This is a genomic window from Streptomyces sp. LZ34 (assembly GCF_053890475.1).
On the sequence record NZ_CM132680.1, the window covers coordinates 2,473,825 to 2,493,189 of the forward strand.

Sequence of the window (19,365 nt, forward strand, 5' to 3'; positions counted from 1 at the left end):
CGCACGCATCGTCGCGCCCAGTGGATCCTGTCACGCCCCCTGTGTGCAAGGGCTGTTGTCGCAGGCAGGGGCTGCTCGGCAGCGAGGGAGGACCGCGGACCCGGACGGGCCGCCGTCAGCGGTCCGGGGCGTCCAGGGCTCGGCGCACCTGATGGGCCAGGGCCGAGGCATGGGGCTCGGTCAGCATGGTCCAGTGCTTGCCCGAGCAGGGCAGGACGGTCAGCCCGCCGGGGTGCAACGCGCTCAGCCAGGTGCGCAGCCGCGCCTCGGTCCGGTGGGTGAGCCCGGCCTTGAACAGCACCGTAGGGCAGGACACCGGCCTCGGCCGATAGCGCAGCATGGCCCGTAGATAGGCCCGGAAGACCCGGCTCGCCCCGGGCACCGACCGCACCGTACGGCCCGCGGGCCCGATCTGGAGTGCGACCAGCGCCTGGTGCCACAGGCCCGCGGCCAGGTGCTGTGGAGCGGAGCCCAGGGGTCGGCCGCCGCTGTCCGGCGCGAAACCGTCCAGGAACAGCAGCAGTTCCACCCGCTCGCCGGCCCGCTCCAGCTGCGCCGCCATCTCGTGGGCCACCAGGCCGCCCACCGACCAGCCGCCCACCGCGTACGGGCCGTGCGGCCGCACCGCGCGCAGCACGCGGATGTGGTGGGCGGCCAGGTCCTCGACGCGGTCGGGGATGGGCGCGCCGCCCAGCAGCCCCGGGGCGTCGATCCCGTATACGGGCCGGTCCCCGCCGACGGCCCGGGCGAACTCCCGGTAGCACAGCGAGCTCCCGGCGGCGGGGGCGGCGAGGAAGAGGGGCGTGCCGTCGCCGCCCTCGTGGAAGCGGACCAGTTCGCGGGGGGCTGCTGGGGTCCGCTGGGGCCGGGTGTCCCCGGTCTCCCCTCGGTCGTCCCTTGTGCCCCCGGCGTCCTGGGCCAGCGCGGCCAGTCGGCCGAAGGTCGGCTGTTCCAGGAACTCCGCCAGGGGGACGGCGATCCCCAGGTCTTCGTGGACGCGGCCGCGCAGCCGTACGGCCATGAGCGAATCGCCGCCCAGGGCGAAGAAGTCGTCCTCGTCACGGGCCGAGGACGTGCCCAGGAGCCGGTTCCAGATGGCCGCCAATCCCGCTTCTGCGGACGGAACCTGGGCATCCGACGCCACTCGCGGATCCTGCACGGCATGAGGGTGCGGGTCTGGCTCGCCGGAGGGGCCCGAGGGCGCCACCGCTTCGTCGACCACCGCTTCGTCGACCGACGCCAGCAGGACCGCGTGGTCCGCCGAGGGCCGCCGCACCACCGCGACGTCCGAGAACCCGGCGTCGTCGAGCGCCCGCCGCCAGCCGTCGGCGGGCAGATGGACGGAGTCGGTGCGCAGGTCGTCCGCGAAGTCCCACCAGCCGGGCGCCAGGCCCCACATGAAGTGGGTCCACAGCGCCACCCGCGTGACCTCGACGGCCCCCAGCCAGCCGCCCGTGGCCAACAGCCCCCTCAGCCTGCGCAGCGCCGCGGGCAGGTCGGGCACCACATGGAGGGCGTTGTAGGCGAGCACGATGTCGAAGCCACCGGCGGCGAACCCTTGGGCGCCGAGGTCCTTGCCGAGGTCGAGCCGCGCGCACCGGAGCTGTCGCCGGCCCAGCTCGGCCGCGCGTTCCCGGGCCCGGCTCAGGGCCAGGGCGCTGATGTCGGTGAAGGTGTAGAGGTCCTGGGGATGGGCCGGCCAGGACTCCAGCACCCGCCCGGTGAGCTCCCCGGTTCCACCGCCGACCTCGAGCACGCGCAGCGGCCGGTCCGCCTCGCGCGGCCCCCGGCTGGTGGCCACGGCCGCCGCCAGCTGGTCCAGGCAGGGCCCCGCGTCGGCGACGTCGACCATATTGTCCGTCAGACAGGCGCGCAGAAGTGTGTCGCTGCCGTCCGGGTAGAGCACGGAGACCGGCTCGCGGTCGCCGGCCAGCACCTGGGGGTAGGCGTCCGCGCAGTGGTCGAGCATCCGGCGCAGCCCGCGCACCTCGTCGAGCCGGGCCGGGTCGAGCGCGGAGCGCAGCCGCTCCTCTATGTCGTCGGGGACCAGGAGGCGGTGGCCGTCCGGGGCCGCGTCCGCCGGTTCTTCGGTGAGGAAGCCGTGTTCGGTCATGGCCCGGACCATCAGCCGGGCCGGTCCGATGAGTTTGCCGTGGCCGGCCAGCCGGTCCGTCAGTTCCCGTGCGTTCACGGCGTCGCCGGGCGCGAGGCGGCCGATCCGCAGCCCGAGCCGGGTGGCCAGGGCCGCGGTGTACGCGTCGAGGCGGCGCACCAGGGCGGGCCGCTCGGACAGCGTGGGCCGGTCCGCGGCCGCCGGGGCCTGGAGGTCTTCGGCGATCTGCCGCGCGGTCGTGGCGTGCGCGGGGCGCGGCAGGCTCGGGGCCGGCTCGGTCGTCGCCGGTCCGGCCGGAGCCCGTACGACCGGGCCCGTGGCCTGGCCGGTGCCGGTGCCGGTGCCGCAGGGCCTGGAGTCCAGGGGGTGGGGCGGCAGGGAGCAGCGGTGCCGGGACCCGCCCGCGAACTGCCCGACCTCCACGCTCAGCCCGGCCTCCCACAGCCTGCCGACCGCTTCCAGGACCCGCGCCTCGGCGTCGTCCGTCGCACCGTCGAGCAGCGGGACCGTGAGGTGGCGCGCGGTGTGGCGGGGGTGGTCGCGGACCGCCCGGCTCATGGAGGCGCCCGGCCCGAGTTCGACGAACAGCTCGGCGCCGCCCGACAACAGCGTGTCCAGGCCCTGCCGCAGCCGCACGGTGTCCGTCAGCTGGGCGGCCCAGTAATCGGCCGACGCCACCTCGTCGGGGGTGGCCCAGCCGCCGGTGACGTTGGACACCAGCGGTGTCTGAGGGGCCTTCGCGGTCAGCCGCGCCACGCGGGCGCGCAGCGCGGCCGCGGCCGGGGCCATCTGCGGGGAGTGGAAGGCCCTGCGGGTCTCCAGCAGGCGGGTGGGCCAGCCGTCCAGTCGCTCGGAGAGCCGCTGGACCGCCTCCGGCGGGCCGGAGAGGATCAGGCGGTCGTGGCCGTCCACGGCCACCGCGGGCCGGGGCTCGGGCAGTCGCGCGAGTGCCTGTGTCACGGCCTCGCGGGCGCCGTCCCGTACCAGCTCGACGGCGAGCATCCGGCCGGGAGCGGTGCCCCTGGTGGCCAGCGCCCGGGTGTGCACCAGGCGCAGCGCGTCGGGGAGTTCCCACACCCCGGCCGCCAGGGCGGCGGCGTACTCGCCGATGCTGTTGCCCATCACGGCGCTCGGCCTGATGTCCCAGCCGTCCAGGGTGCGGGTGAGGGCGTGTCCGAGGGCGAAGAGACCGAGCTGCTGGTGGACGGGGTCGTGGTACCACTCCGCCGGTGTCCGCGGGCTCAGCAACGCCGACAGGTCCGTATCGGCCTCCTGCCGGGCCCATGCGCGTACCTCGTCGAAGGCCTCGGCGAACGCGGGCAGCACGGCATACGCCCCGGCGGCGGCTCCGCCCGGGCGCAGGGTGCCCTGCCCCGGGTAGAGGAAGGCGACCCCGGCCGGCTCGGGTGGCGCCGGACCGTCCGGCAGGGGCTCCCCGAGCGCTTCGGCGGCCCGCGCCACCTCGCGGGCGACGACGGTGGCGCGGTGTGCGTACCGGCGCCGGCCGTCGGCCAGGGTGCGCGCCACCTCGTCCAGCCGCGGCGCCGGGTCGTCCCGCAGCCGCTGGGCCAGCTCGCTCCGGGCGGTGCGCAGCGCCTCGGGGGACGCGGCGGACACCGCCAGCAGACGCGGCCCGCGCGCTCCCACGCGGGTGGCGGGCGGTGTCGGGGCGGCCTCCAGGACTGCGTGCGCGTTGGTCCCGCCGACGCCGAAGGAACTGACGCCGGCGAGCGCCGGCCGGCCCTCGGGCCAGGGGCCGTGGCGGTCGGCGACGGTGAACGGCGTGGTTTCGAGCTTCATCAGAGGGTTGGGCCGCCGGAAGTGCATGGTCGGCACCAGCTCCCGGTGGCGCAGCATCAGCGCCGTCTTGATCAGGCCGCTGACGCCGGAGGCCGAGCCGGTGTGCCCGATGTTGCCCTTGACCGCGCCCAGGAGGCAGGACCCGACCGCGTCCGTGGTGGTGCGGAACGCGGCGGTGAGCGCGGCCACTTCCACCGGGTCGCCCAGTCGGGTGGCGGTGCCGTGTGCCTCGACGTAGCCGATGTCCGCCGGGTCGACATCAGCCCGGCCGAGGGCCGCCAGGATGACACCGCGCTGCCCGCCGGGCGAGGGCGCGGTGAACCCGGCCTTGTCTCCCCCGTCGTTGTTGACGGCCGTGCCACGGATGACTGCCACCACCCGGTCGCCGTCGCGCAGCGCGTCCTCCAGCCGGCGCAGCACCACAACACCCGCGCCCGAGCTGGAGACGGTGCCGGCGGCGTCGGCGTCGAACGGGCGGCAGTGGCCGTCGGGCGACAGGATGCCGCCCTCCTCGTACACATAGCCCGTCACCTGTGGGAAGAAGAGCCCCACGCCCCCCGCGAGAGCGGCGTCGCACTCGTATCCGAGCAGGCTCTGCACCGCCTGGTGCACCGCGACCAGCGAGGTGGAGCAGGCCGTCTGCACCGTCAGCGCGGGCCCGGTGAGCCTGAGTTTGTACGCGGCCCGCGTCGCCAGGAAGTCCTTGTCGCGGCCGAGGGTCTGGCTGACGAGCTCCTCCTGCGAAGCGCCCAGGGGCACGGCGTCGCAGCCGGCGAACACCCCGATCGGGCCCGGGAAGCGGTGCGGGTCGATGGCCGCGTCGTCCAGGGCGGTACTGGCACACTCCAGGAACACCCGCTGCTGTGGGTCGATGCCACGGGCCTCGCCGAGGCTGTAGCCGAAGAACGACCAGTCGAAGTGGTCGGCTCCGGCCACCACTCCGCGCGCGGCCACGAAGTCCGGCCGCTCCGCGAGCCGTCGGTCGACACCCGCGGCGGCGAGCTGGTCCGGGGTGAAGCGGGAGACGGTGTCCCGGCCGGCCACCAGGTTGTCCCAGAACGCGCGGACGTCCCCGGCGCCCGGCAGTCGGCAGGCCATGCCGACGATGGCCACGGCGTCCTCATGCATCGGTTTCCTCCGTCCGGCCGGTGTTGGGGCGTCGGTCGCGCTGTCTGGACCGGCGGCCCTTCCGCGCCCGCTCCCGGAAGTCCTCCGCCGCCGATGCCGCGTGTTCGCGCTCGTCAGGCCCGTCGATCGCCCGGGCCATGGCGTGGACCGTGGCGTGTTCGAAGAGCCGCTGGACGGGCAGCTCGATACCGAAAGCTCCCTCCAGTCGGCGCTGGAGGGTGGCCAGGCGCAGCGAGTCGCCGCCCAGGTCGAAGAAGTTGTCGTGCACGCCGACGGTGTCCACGCCCAGCACCTCGCGCCACAGGGCCGCGATGCGCCGCTCCCGGTCGCCCTGGGGCGCCACGGCCGGGGCCGCGCCCACCAGGTCCGCGCGCCCGGGCCGGGGCAGGGCCGCGTGGTCGACCTTGCCGTGCGGGGTGAGCGGCAACGTGTCGAGCCAGACCAGAGCGTCCGGGACCAGCGGGGGCGGCAGCGTCTCACGCAGCGCCGCGAGCACCGCCTGGCTCGCGGCCGCGGTCGCGGGGACCGCGTCGGCGTCGGCGCCGGGCACCGCGTATGCCACCAGTTGCGCGGACGCGGCCTCGAAGGCGCGTACGGCGGCCTGGGCGACCAGCGGGTGCGCGGCCAGCCGGGCCTCGATCTCCTCCGGCTCGATGCGGTGTCCGCGCACCTTGAGCTGACGGTCCGCCCGGCCGATGAACTCCAGTGTTCCGTCGGGCAGCCAGCGCCCCAGGTCCCCGGTGCGGTAGACGGGGCCGGGCGCGCCCTCGGGGCCGTCGGGAAGAAACCGTTCGGCGGTCAGCTCGGGGCGTCGCCAGTAGCCGAGCGCCACTCCGCTGCCGCCGATGAGGATCTCGCCCTTGACGCCGACGGGGCAGCGGTGGCCCGACTCGTCGACCACGTGGACGCGGACCCCGGCCGCCGGGCGGCCGACGCGCCCCGGGCGGAAGTCCGCCTCGCCGGGGGTGAGGGTGTGGCTGGCCGCGGTCACGGTCGCCTCGGTCGGCCCGTAGCAGTTGACCAGCCCGTACGGCAGGCCGGGCGGTGGCGCGGAGCCGAGCGCCGCGCCGCCGTAGACCAGCCGCCGCAGCGCCCGGGGCGGCTCGCCGTGCGCCCAGATGGTCTCGGCGAGCGCCGCGGGCACGACGGCGACGGTCACCTGGTGGGTGTCCAGCCATCCGGACACCTCGCCGGGGAACACGGTGCCGGGGTGCGGGACGAGTGCCGCGCCCGCGGTCAGGGTCGGCCAGATCTCCGAGACGGCGGCGTCGAAGCCGACGTTGACGATCTGGCTCACCCGGTCGGCCGGCCCCAGGGCGAGCAGGTCGGCGAACCACAGGGCGTGCTGGGCGAGCCCTCCGTGGCGGACGACGACGCCCTTGGGCAGGCCGGTGGATCCCGAGGTGTAGACGACATACGCCGGGTCGTCGGCGCCGGGCGGCTCGGGCGCGGCTCCCAGGGGGCTGCCGTCTGCCGTGTTCCGGGTCTCCTCGGCCACGTCGAACACGGCGATCTCATCCGGCAGTTGGTGTCCCCGGTCGGTGAGGACCACCCGGGCGCCCAGGTCGTCGAGGATGTACGCGATGCGCTCGGGCGGGTATCCGGGGTCCACCGGGCAGTACGCGCAACCGGCGTACCACGCCGCCAGCATCGCCACGACCAGGTCGGGTCCCCGGTCGAGCAGCACGGCCACGACCGGTTCCCCTTGGCGCGCCGGTCGCTCGATGCGCGCCGCGAGCCGTCGGGCGCGGGCGTCCAGCGCGGCGTAGCCGATCGGGCCCTCGGGGGTGTCGACAGCCGTGGCGTCCGGTGTGGCCCTCACGCGTGCGGCGATCAGGTGCGGCACCGTCGTGGGCGGCGCGGCGGCGGGCCCTTCCTCGAGTGCGGCGAGCGCGGCGCGCTCGTCGGCGCCGACGCGGGGCAGCGAGGTCAGCGGGCGGTCGGGCCGGTCCACGAGGTCGGCGAGCACCGCGGCGGTCAGGGCCGCCAGGCGCTCGGCCTCCGCGCGCCCGATGCGGTCGCCGCGGTAGGCCAGCAGCCCGCGCAGGGTGCCGTTCTGCTCCTGGAAGGACACCGTCACGGCGCCCTTGGCGGCCCAGTCGGCGCCTTCGCCGCTCAGCGCGAACCGCCGCAGGCGGTGGCCGCCGAGGGCCGGGGCCCGGGTCTCGGGGACGACGGGGGTCAGGGCGAGGTCGGCGTAGGGGGTGATGCCGTAGCGGCGCTCGGGATTGAGCGCGGCCACGACCTGGTCGAACGGCACATGCTGGTCCTCCAGCGCCTCCAGCACCCGCTCCCGCATCCCGCGGAGCAGCGACACCACCGTGGTCTCCGCATCCACCACCGACCGGATCACCACCGTGTTCGTGCACGGCCCCACCACCGAACCAAAACGCTCACCCCCACGGTTCGCCACCGGACACCCGAACGTCACATCCCGCTCACCACTCCACCGATGCAACGCCCCCGCGAACCCCGCCGCCACCGCCATGAACCACGACACACTCTCCCGCTCCGACACCCCACGCAACCGCTCCAGCACCCCCACCCCCAACGGAACCTCCACCACACCCGACGGCCCCACCACCCCAGGCTCCGGCCACGACACATACGCCGGCGCCCCCGCAAGCCGCCCACACCACCGCTCCACCCCCGCACGACCCACCACCGAACCCACCAACTCACCCTGCACCCGCACAAACTCCCGATACTGCACCACCCCGGCGGCAGCCCCCTGCCGGAGTACGGAAGTGTGCGCGGTTTCGGCCAGGGCGGTCAGCAGCTCGCGGAGCAGCCCGGCGAGCTCCTCGGCGTCCCGTCGGCTCAGCTGGTCGCCCCGGTACGACAGGCCCACGCGGTCCCGCCCGTCCTCGCGGAAGACGGTGACGGTGACCGGGAACTTCTGCTCCGCGGCGAGCTGACTGCTCATCACCGGGGTCAGCACGGTGCCGCCCAGGGGGTAGCCGTCGTCCACCGGTGCCAGGTTGAGGACCGCGCCGGCGTAGGGGGTGATGCCGTAGCGGCGCTCGGGATTGAGCGCGGCGACCACCTGGTCGAACGGCACATGCTGGTCCTCCAGCGCCTCCAGCACCCGCTCCCGCATCCCGCGGAGCAGCGACACCACCGTGGTCTCCGCATCCACCACCGACCGGATCACCACCGTGTTCGTGCACGGCCCCACCACCGAACCAAAACGCTCACCCCCACGGTTCGCCACCGGACACCCGAACGTCACATCCCGCTCACCACTCCACCGATGCAACGCCCCCGCGAACCCCGCCGCCACCGCCATGAACCACGACACACTCTCCCGCTCCGACACCCCACGCAACCGCTCCAGCACCCCCACCCCCAACGGAACCTCCACCACACCCGACGGCCCCACCACCCCAGGCTCCGGCCACGACACATACGCCGGCGCCCCCGCAAGCCGCCCACACCACCGCTCCACCCCCGCACGACCCACCACCGAACCCACCAACTCACCCTGCACCCGCACAAACTCCCGATACTGCACCGCGTCATCGCCCAGTCCCGCGCCCTCGTACGCCGCGTTCATGTCCTCGACGAGGGGCACCAGGGACGGGCCGTCGCACACGAGGTGGTGCAGGCACAGCACGAACAGCTGGCCGTGGTCGCCCAGGTCGATCAGGGCGGGCCGCAGCAGTCGGCCGGACGCCGGGTCGAAGGGCGCCCCGGCGATCTCGCGGACCCATTCCCGCCACCGCGCGTCCTGCTCGGCCGGGTCGACGTCCGACAGGTCCACCTCTTCCAGGGGCGGCGACCAGGGTTCGCCGATCCGCTGCCACAGCCGGCCGCCGCGCTCCACGAACCCGGTGCGCAGCGCCTCGTGGCGGGCCACCACGGAGTCCAGGGACCGGCGCAGCCGCCCGGGGTCCAGACGTCCGCCGCGCACCCGCCACACCAGGGGCATCGCATAGCGATCGGGGCCGGAGGAGAGCTGCTCGTCCAGGGCGATACGGCGCTGGAAGTCCGACGCGGGCACGAGCACTCCGTCCGCCGCGTCCGCCGTGTCCGGTCCTTCGTCGGAGACGGGGCCGGGCGGGCGGTGTCCGTGCGCCGCGAGCGCCTCGTCGATCCGGTCCGCCAGGTCCCCCAGCCGCGGGTTCTCGAACACCGTGCGCACCGGCAGGTCGACGCCGAAGCGCGTCGACACCTGGGACAGCAGGGTGGCGGCCAGCAGGGAGTGTCCGCCCGCCTCGAAGAAGGAGGTGTCGGCGAAGATCTCCGGGACGGGCAGCAGGTCGTCCCACAGCGGGGCGAGGGCCCGGGCCGTCTCGGTGCGCGGAGCGCTGCCCGCCCCGTCCGTGAGCACGGTGCTCCGGGCGGCCAGCTCGGCGAGGTCCACCTTCCCGTTGGCCGAGAGGGGGATGCGGTCCGCCACCTTGAAGACCGAGGGCACCATGTACTCGGGCAGCCGCTCGGCGAGCCGGGCGCGAATCTCTCCCGCGCTCGGCACGTTCGTCGGGCACCAGACGTGGGCCACCAGGCGGTCGGCGTCCGCATCGTCCACGGTGACCACGGCCTGCGCGACGTCGGGGTGCCCGGTCAGGCAGGTCTCGACCTCGGCGGGCTCGATGCGGTAGCCGCGCACCTCCAGTTGGTCGTCCATCCGCCCCAGGTACTCCAGCGTGCCGTCGGGCAGATAGCGGCCCAGGTCACCGCTGCGGTAGAGGCGGCCGGAACCGTACGGGTCGGGCACGAACCGCTCGCGCTCCAGCTCCGGCCGCCCCACATACCCGGCCGCCACCCCCTCGCCACCGACACAGATCTCCCCCACCGCGCCGACCGGCAGCAGCCGGTGCCGTCCCGCGGAGGGGTACGGGTCGAGGAGGCGGACGGCGGTGGTCGGGATGGGCGTGCCGATCGGGCTGCGGTCGGCCGCGATGTCCTCGGCGGTGATGGTCCGGGCGGTGACATGCACGGTGGTCTCGGTGATCCCGTACATGTTGACCACCTCGGTGCCGGGGTGTCCGGCCGGCCAGTCGCCGAGGGTGGCCGGGGCGAATCTGGCCCCGCCGAGGATGACGTACCGCAGGCTCGCCATGCGCCGCTCCTCGGTGTCCGTGACCCGGACGAGCTGCGCGAACATCCCCGGGGTCTGGTTGAGGACCGTCACCCGGTGGCGGCGTACCAGCTCCGCCACGCGCCGCGGGTCACGCAGCTCGCCGCCGTCCGGCACCACGAGCCGTCCCCCGTGTACCAGGCAGCCGAAGATCTCCCAGACGGAGAAGTCGAAGGCGTACGAGTGGGCGAGGACCCACACGTCGTCGGGGCCGAAGCGGAACGGCGACCGGTCGTTGACCAGCAGCCGCACCACATTGCGGTGGGTGACCCGCACCCCCTTCGGGCGGCCGGTGGTGCCCGAGGTGTAGATGACGTAGGCGAGGTCGTCCGGGGCGGGCTCGGGCAGGGCCTCTTGGTCCGGGGGTGCGGTGGCGAGGTCGATCTCGTCGAGGCGTACGGTCCGGCCCCCGAAGCCGGGATCAGCAGTCCGTACCGAGTCCGTGAGCAGCAGGGTCGCCGCGCTGTCCGTGAGGATGAAGGCCGCGCGGTCCGCCGGGGCGGCCGGGTCGACCGGTACGTACGCCGCCCCGGCCAGCAACACCGCCAGGACCGCCTCGACCTGCGCGGGCCCCCGTTCGACGCGCAGTCCGACGGTGTCGCCCGGCCGTACGCCGTGGTCGGCGAGGACCCGGGCCAGGCGCCCGGCGCGCTCGACGAGCTGCCGGTAGGTGAGCGTGCCCTCGCCCCTGGCCAGGGCCACCCGGTCCGGGTGGCGCGCGGCCCGCTCGCTCACCAGGCGGGCGAGCGTGGTGTGCGGGTAGTCGGCGGCCGTGTCGTTCCACTCCTCGATCTGGCGGTGGCGCTCGGCCTCCGTGAGCGGTTCGAAGGCGCCGAGGGGCATGTCGGGCCGGGTGGCCGCGTCGCGCAGCAGTCGTTGCCAGTGCTCCGCGAAGAGCCGCATCCGGGCCGGGTCGTAGTACAGGCCGTTGAACACCAGCCGCCCGCCGACGCCGACCCCCCGGCCGTCCTCGGCGGCGCCCGTGTGTCGCAGCGTCAGGAGCAGGTCACACTTGCCCAGGCCCGCGACGGGGGTGGGCGGTTGGCCTTCGGGCGTGTCGTGCTCGAAGTCGAACACCACGTCGAAGAGGGCGGTCCGGCTCATGTCCTTGGGCGGGGCGACACGCCGCGCCACGTCGTCGAACGGGGCCAGCCCGCAGGCGCGCACCTCCCTCAGGCCCGCCTCGCACGCCCGCGCCCAGGACGCGAAGGACTGCTCGTGGGCGCCGCGCAGCCGCAGCGGCAGGAAGTCGTCGACCGGACCCACCACGTGGGCCGTGGTGGTGTCACGGCGCGGGTTCGTCACGCCCACGGTGAGATCGGTCTGCCCCGAGTACCACATGAGCAGGGTGGTGTACGCCGCGAGCAGCGCGGCCTCGGTGCTGACGCCCTCGCTCCGCGCGAACTCGGCGATGCCCGTGTCGTCCGGGAGGTCGACCGGCAGGGAGTGTTCCTCGTAGATGTGGACGGCGGCCCTGGCCCGGTCCTCGGGCAGCCGCAGGGCTCCGCTCCCGCCGTCGAGCAGTTCGGCGAGGCGGGCCGTCTGGCGCTCTTCGGCCTCGGTGTCCCGCGCCTGCCACCACTGGATGAACGAGTCGGGGGCGGGCGGAAGTTGGCCGCCGGCGAGCAGGGTCGCGATCTCCTGGCCGACGGTCCGCAGCGAGGCGCGGTCGGCCACGGCGAGATGCGCGACGAGCACGAGGGCGCACCCCTCAGCCTTGTCCGGGCCCTGCGGCGCGACCGCGACCCGGAACAGCGGTCCCTCGGCGAGGTGGAAGGGACGGCGCAGCCAGGCGGCGACCCCGTCGGGGGCGGTGTCCGTCAGGGTGGCGCACTCGACGGGCACACGCTCGTGGACGCGCTGGACGCAGGTCCCGCTGGAGAGTTCCACCGTGGTGCGCAGCGCCGGGTGGCGGTCCAGGACCGCCGCGACCGCCCGGCGCAGCTCGGCTTCGCCGGGGGTGGCGTCCAGGGCGAGCAGCTGGGACACGTTGTGGTAGACGGGGGCGTCCTCGTACACCGTGCCCCGCTCGAAGTGTTCGACGAAGGCCATGCGCTGCTGGTGCGGGGTGGCCGGGTACTCCTGACGCGGGGCCGCCTGGACGGCCTGCCCCACGCACTCGGCGTAGGCCCGTTCCAGATCCCGCAGGAAGACCGGTTCGGAGCCGATGTCCCACACCAGGTGGTGCAGACAGCACATCAGCAGCTGGTCCCGGCCGTCCTCCTCCAGGTCCACCAGCATGACGCGCAGCAGCCGTCCCGAGGCGATGTCGAAGGGCTCCTGCGCGAGGGCGTCCAGTGCCGCGCGGGCGTCGGCCAAGCGGCTTTCGCCGGTGGCGCCCTCGGCGGCGCGGTGCGCCACCTCCGGGACCCACGGCTCGCCCACGACCTGCTGCGGCCTGCCGTCGGGCCCCCGTTCGACGAAGCGGGTGCGCAACGCCTCGTGGCGGGCCACGACCTGGCCGAGCGCGGTGCGCAGGGCGGCCGGGTCCAGCCCGCCCCGGACGCGCCAGGCCAGCGGCACGTTGTACAACGAGCCGGTGCCGCGCAGCCGCTCGTCCAGCCAGATCCGCTCCTGGAAGCCGGACACGGGGAAGCCGTCCCCCGAATCCTCGGACGCCTCCTCGGACACGTCTTCCGACACCTCAACGGGGGCGCGGCGCGCGTCGAGCTCCTGGGCCAGGGATGTCAGGCGCGGGTTCTCGAAGACGGTGCGCAGGGAGATGTCCACGCCGAGCCGCGCCGAGACCCGCGAGACGAGGCGGGTGGCGAGGAGGGAGTGTCCGCCCAGCGCGAAGAAGTCGGGGCGTGCGGCCGGATCGACCTCGGTCCGCAGCAGCTCCGACCAGATGGCGGCGAGTTCCCGCTCGGTGGCGGTGGCGGTGGCGGTGACCTCGGTGTCCGACGCGCCCGCCCGCGCCGCGGCTGTCTCGTCGCCGGGCTCCGGCGGGGCCCCGGCCGGGTCCGCCACCGGCGGCAGCTCGGCGCGGTTCACCTTGCCGTTGACGGACAGCGGCAGGTGGTCGAGCACGACATACGCGGACGGCGTCATGTAGTCGGGCAGCTGTTGCTGTGCGTACGCCTCGATGGCCGCGGCCAGTTCCGGGTACGGCTCCGGCCGGATCGGCTGGTTGGTGAACGCCTCCGCCGGGGCGTCCGCCATGAGCGTACGGCGCCTGGGGTAGACGTCGGAGACGAAGTCCGGCGCCTTCGGCCCGGCGCTCGCGGGCAGCGCCGCGGGGTCCAGGAACAGCACGTCGAGACTGCCGTCCGCGGCCGTCTCCGCCCAGGTGAGCACGGTACGCAGGCCAAGGCCCCGGCCGAGCGCGGCGAAGTCCTCGGGGTCGGGGCACCCGTCATCCCGGACACCGCCGTCGAAGACACCGCCGTCGAGGGCGTCGCGGGCCGCGGCGACACCGGTGCCCGCGCACACCTCGTGCTCGGCCCGCAGCAGCGGGAGCACCCGGGCGTTGGGCACCCCCGTGAGCCGCAGCGCGGACGGCTGCTTGTCGCGCAGACAGCGGCCCACATCGGCCAGATCGGCGACGTCGTGGCCCCAGCGCGCCACCGTGGCGTCGGCGCACGAATAGGGCTCGGCGTCGGCGGACACCTTGCGCAGCACGGCCTCGTAGCGGAACTGGGTGAGTTCGTTGTGCGCACGGCCGCGCTTGATCCGCACATCGACACCGGCGACCTCGGGCAGCGCGCCCAGGTGTTCGGTGAAGAACTCCGGCTCCACGAGGAGTTCCTTCTCGTGCAGGACCGCCCGCTCCACCACGCGCTTCAGCCCGGCGAGATCGGAAGGATCAGAAAGATCGGCGAGGTCGGAGGGATCGGCGAGGTCGGAGGGATCGGCGAGGTCGGAGAGGTCGCCGCCCTCGGCCGCCGCGCGCCGCAGTTCGACTCCGGTGCGGAACTCCCGCAGCAGCCGCTTGGGCCGTACGTCTCCGACGAAGAGGTGGCCGCCGGGCGTCAGGGCGTCCAGCGCGCCGCGCAGCGCCGCGGACAGGTAGGCGGCGCTCGGCAGGTACTGCACCACCGAGTTCACGACGACACAGTCGAAGTGTTCCAGCGGGATGCCCGACAGGTCCCGGGCCTCGCGCCGCAGCAGCCGCACCCGGCCCGTGAGCCGCTCGTCCTCGCGCACCTTCGCCGCCAGCCGGGAGACGGCGCGCTCGGAGAAGTCGGTGGCCCAGTACTCCGCGCAATGCGGGGCCAGGCGGGCGAGGAGCAGCCCGCTGCCGACCCCGATCTCCAGGACGCGGCGCGGGCGCAGCGCGAGGACGCGGTCGACGGTGCGGTCGCGCCACTCCCGCATCTCGTGCCGTGGGATGGGCGTGCCGCGGTAGCTGTCCATCCAGCCGCCGAAGTCCTCGCCGAGCGGGGTCTGGTCTCCCTCGCGGTACATGTCCTCGTACACGTCCTGCCACTCGCGGACGCGCTCGAACTCGTGCGCGTCCCCGGCGCCGTCCGGCGGGGCCGTGTCCTGCTCGGCTGCGTCCTGCTCGGCTGCGTCCTCCTCCGCCGTGTCCTGCCCGGCCGTGGGCACCAGGTAGGCCACCAGGCGCTTTCCGCCTCCCGGGGCGGGCTGGGGCACGACGACGGCCCGCGCCACGTCCGGGTGGCGTTCCAGGCTCAGTTCGATGTCGTGGGGCTCGACCCGGAAGCCGCGGATCTTCACCTGGTCGTCGGCGCGGCCGAGGAAGACGAGGGTGGAGTCGGGGGCCAGGCGCACCAGGTCGCCGGTGCGGTACATGCGGCCGGGGTGGAAGGGGTTGGCGCGGAAGCGCTCGCGGGTGGCTTCGGGGCGGTTGACGTAGCCGGCCGAGACATGCGCGCCGCCCACCCACAGCTCGCCCGGAGCGCCCTGGGGCACAGGGCACCCGTCCGCGTCGAGCACGTACAGAGTGGTGTTGTCCATCGCCCGGCCGATGGGGACCGGGCCTCGCGGTGCCCGGGTCATGCGGTGGCGGGTGGCGAACGTCGTGGTCTCGGTGGGGCCGTAGCCGTTGACGACGACGATGCCCGGGCAGGTGTCGAACACCCGGGCCACGGCCGCCCCGGACACCACGTCGCCGCCGGTCCACACCTCGCGCAGGCCGCGCAGACAGTCGGGCTCCTCCTCGGCCAGGGCGGCGAAGAGCCCTGCGGTCAGCCACGCCGCGGTCACGCCGTGGCGCGCGATCGCCCCGCGCAGCGTGGCCGGGAGCAGCGCCCCCGGCGGCGCCACGCAGATCTGCCCGCCGGACAGCAGGGGGACCCACAGCTCGTACAGCACGGCGTCGAAGGCGTGCGGCGAGTGCCACAGGACCCGCTGGTGCGCACCGCCCGACCAGCAGCGATCGTAGGCGAGGGCGACGATGTTGCGGTGGGTGAGCTGGACGCCGGAGGGCACACCGGTCGAGCCGGAGGTGTACATCACACAGGCCGGCGCGTCCGGGGACACCGGTTCGTCCCGTGTCGGCGGCACAGGCGGCGCGGTCAGGGCGAGCTCGGCCACGTCGGCGACGGGCAGACCGGCACCGGCCTGCTCGCGCACCACGGGCAGCTCGCGCGTGGCGCCGTCGACCAGCAGCAGGTCGCCGTCGGTCTCGGAGATCAGTGCGCGCAGACGGGTGGCGGGCTGCCGCTCGTCCAACGGCACATAGGCCGCGCCGGTCTTCAGGACGGCCAGCAGGGCGACCAGCAGCTCGACGGACCGCTCCATGAACACCAGGGCGGTGGAACCGGCGCGCAGGCCCCGCTCGCGCAGCAGCCCGGCGAGCCGGTCGGACCGCGCGTCGAGCTCCCGATAGCTCAGCTCCGTATCGCCGCCGGCCACGGCCACCGCGTCCGGGGTGCGGGCGGCCTGCTGCCTCAGCAGCTCGCCCAGGGACGCCTCGGGCAGGGGCTGAGCAGCCTTATTCCATGCGTCGAGGAGCCGGCCGCGCTCGTGGGGGCCGGTGTACGCAGCTCTCGCCACGGGGCGGTGGACGGTGTCGGGCCCGAGCCCGTCCAGCAGGGTGGCCAACCGCTCGTGGTGGTCGGCGAGGGCGGCGTCGTCGCACCGGTCGGGGTGCACGTCCAGGGTGAGCCGCAGATCCTCGCTGCCGGTGTGCTGGAAGCAGCACAGGGTGAGGTCTTCGGTCGGCATGATGGAGAGGTTGTGCAGGGTCCCCGACGCGCCGCCGAGGTCGATCGTGCCCAGCGGCGGCACCAGGTTGACCAGCGGTCCGGCGATACGTCTGCGCTCGGGCCAGCCGAGCTCCCGGCGCAGGTCGTCGCTGCGGTAGCGGTGGTGCGCCACCGCCTGTGCGACGGCCTCGTGGGTGTCGGCGAGCAGCCCGGCCCAGGTGGTGGCGGCGGTGACCCGCAGCCGCAGCGGAAGGGCGTCGGACATCAGCCCGGGGAACCGCTCGGCGGTGGGCGTCGCGCGGCTGCGGCTGGCCAGGCCCACCACGATGTCCTCACGGCCGGTCATCCGGGCGCTGTACGCGGCGACGGTGGCGATCAGCGCCCGGGGGAAGTTGGTGCCCGCCTCCCGCGCCGCCGCGCGCAGGGCCCGGTGCCGGTCGGCGGGCAGGGTGAAGGCCACCCGCCGCACCGCGTGCGCTGCCAGTGCCGTGCCGCTCCCCTCGGTCAGGTCGAGGGGATCCGGGCGGTCGGCGAAGCGGTCGAGCCAGTAGGCCCTGCTGGCCGCGTACTCCGCGGTGCCGCGGTAGCGGGCCGCCTCGTCCAGGGCCTCGCCGAGGGTCTGGAACCGCGCCGGGGGGACCGGCCCGCCCGTCCGCAGCGCGCGGTAGACCTCGGCGACCCGGTGCGCGATGAGGTTGAAGGCGTATCCGTCGGTGACCATGTGGTGGTAGCGCTGGGCCCATAAGGTGCGCCCGGGGGCGACTTCGAGGATCGCGAAGTCGCTGACGTGGCCCGCCTCCAGGTCGAAGGGGAGGCGCAGGAACCGCTGCAGCCATGTGTGCGCCGCGGCCATGGGGTCCGGCTCGGTGGTGAAGTCGTGCACGGCGATATGCGGGGCGGTGGGTTCCAGCAGGATCTGCCCCGGCGGGTCCGACCGGCCGTCGAAGCGGACGTGCAGTCCGTCGGCCTCCATGACCACGCGTGTGACCGCGTCGATGAGCAGGGCGGTGTCCACCGCTCCCTGGATGTCGAGGTATTGCAGGCAGTTGTAGGCGGGACTGGTCGGATCCAGGTGCTGCGCGTACCAGATGCCGGACTGGGACGGGGACAGGGGATGGGTCGGACGAGAAACCATGGCTGTTCCTGCTTCCTCTTCCTGCGCGCCGGGGTGCGGGTGCCTGGGCCTGCCGGTCCGGTTACGACATGTCGGGGTCGGACACGTCAGCGGCGGACACGTCAGGCGCGGACACGTCAGGGGCGGACACATCACGGCCGGACAGGTCGGTGACGATGTCGTCGAGCAGCCCGCCGTGGCCGTCCCCGGTGATCCACTGCCGGGTCACCCGGCCGGTGTCGGGCCGCTCCTCCTCCAGCGCTTCGCGCGCGTGTCCGGCGATCCGGCTCAGGGCCCCGGTGCAGTAGATGTCGGCCAGGTCCTGTGCCTCGGTGTCGTGTTCCGCGGTGCGCCGGGCCGCCCGCGCGAGGACCAGGCTCGCGGCCATGATCTCGGTGACCCAGCGGGCGACCGCGATCAGCGTGTGCTCCTGCGCGAAGAGCGTCTCGTCGTCCGGGTAGGCCTCGGCCAGCCCCGCGCAGCGGGCGCGGAACTCCTCGACGGAGTCGTGCAGTTCGGACAGGTGGCGTTGGTTGCGCGGGGTGAGCGCGGCGGTCAGCCGCTCCCGTGCCTCCGCGGCCTGCTGGGCGCCCTGTCCGTCGTCGAGGGCGCCCGCGCGGTGGTAGGAGAAGATCGCCAGCTTGGAGAGCCAGTAGTCCAGCTGGAAGTCCACCCCGCCCGAGATCCGCAGGTTCCTGGCGTCGCGGAAGGAGCGCTCCAGGGGTACGGGCGGCGCACCGCGCGCCGCCTTGCTGGCCGCGGTCTCGTAACCCTCCGCCGCGAACAGCGACATGGTGCGGTCCACGACGCCCCAGCACAGCAGCGAGCACAGGTTCTTGGCGACGACCTGCTCGAAGAGCGGGTTGAGGCCCGCGTCCTCGCACAGCAGGCTCCACTCGGCGACCGCCTCGAGCGCGAAGGTGTCGGCGAGGGACTGGCCGATGAGGTGCTGGATCTCCTCGTACTCCGCCAGCGGGACGCCGTCCACACGGCGGCGCTGCACAAAGCCGCGCGACCACTCCAGACACAGCTTGGCGATCGCCAGGGACGGTGCCGCGATGAGATACATCCGTCCCAGGATCGCCAGCCCGCCGGCCTGGGCGGTGATCCGCACATCGTGGGCGCTGGGCTTCTCCACGAAGACGTGGTCCCGGGGCACGCGCACCCGGTCCAGGGTGAACCCTCCGTTGGGGAAGCCCTTGATGCCCATGAACTCGTGCTCGGCCGACCGCCGCACACCGGGCGCGTCCGGGTCGACGACCACCAGTCTGCGCATCTCCCGGCCGTCCTCCTGGACGGTGGCCACCACCCCGAGCAGCTCCGCGAAGGGGGCGTTGCCGCTGAACACCTTTTCGCCGCTGACCAGGTAGGCATGTCCGTCCTCGGTGGGGACGGCGACGGTCTCCCTCCGATGATTGGCCGCGCCGGACGGTTCCGTATCGGCGAAGCTGGATATCAGCCCGCGCGCGACGCGCTCGCTGAGCATGTCGCGCAGTGGACCGTCGGGAAGAACCTGGACCAGCGGGGCAAAGCCGATCGAGTTCTGCACCGCGACCACCAGACCGAGCGGAAGCGACCAGCTGGAAATGGTCTGAATGACGCGGAACGCATTGAGGTCGGACAAAGCGAGGCCGCCCAGCTTCCGGGGGCTCTGCAGTTTCACGTAACTGCTCTCCCGCAGCCGTTTGATGGCCTCCCGGGGCAGTTCTCCGGTCTTCTCCACAAGCGCGGGATCCACTAACCCACGGGCGAACTCCTTGGCATCGGCGACTAGCGCGTCACCCTGTTTACGGTCGCTCTCCGGCTGCACCGGAAACGGATGAACGAGATCCAGCCGCAGTGAGCCGCGGAAGATCTCTTCCAGGAAGCTGGTCCTCCCCGGCACGTTCATGGCGTTGAGCGGACGAGACATGAAGCATCCCTCCTGCGAAAAGACAAAATCAAGCCAGCGCGCAGGCGCGCGCTCGGTGACGTGATCAGAAGTAAGAAGGAATGGGGAAAGGGATCGCAGAAC

The 19,365-nt window shown here is 74.0% G+C and carries 3 protein-coding genes; all 3 read right to left on the reverse strand.

The window, feature by feature from the left end; translation table 11 throughout:
- Positions 1-115: 115 nt before the first annotated feature.
- Positions 116-5,041, reverse strand: coding sequence for a beta-ketoacyl synthase N-terminal-like domain-containing protein (locus ACWY4P_RS08950; protein ID WP_456209774.1), 4,926 nt, complete (start codon positions 5,039-5,041; stop codon positions 116-118).
- Positions 5,034-17,372: an amino acid adenylation domain-containing protein gene (locus ACWY4P_RS08955; RefSeq protein ID WP_456209776.1), complete on the reverse strand. Its 12,339-nt coding sequence runs from the start codon at positions 17,370-17,372 to the stop codon at positions 5,034-5,036. The genes ACWY4P_RS08950 and ACWY4P_RS08955 overlap by 8 nt, the downstream gene beginning before the upstream one ends.
- A gap of 61 nt (positions 17,373-17,433) precedes the next feature.
- Complete coding sequence (locus ACWY4P_RS08960; protein WP_456209778.1) at positions 17,434-19,263, reverse strand: acyl-CoA dehydrogenase family protein; 1,830 nt, start codon at positions 19,261-19,263, stop codon at positions 17,434-17,436.
- Positions 19,264-19,365 lie beyond the last annotated feature (102 nt).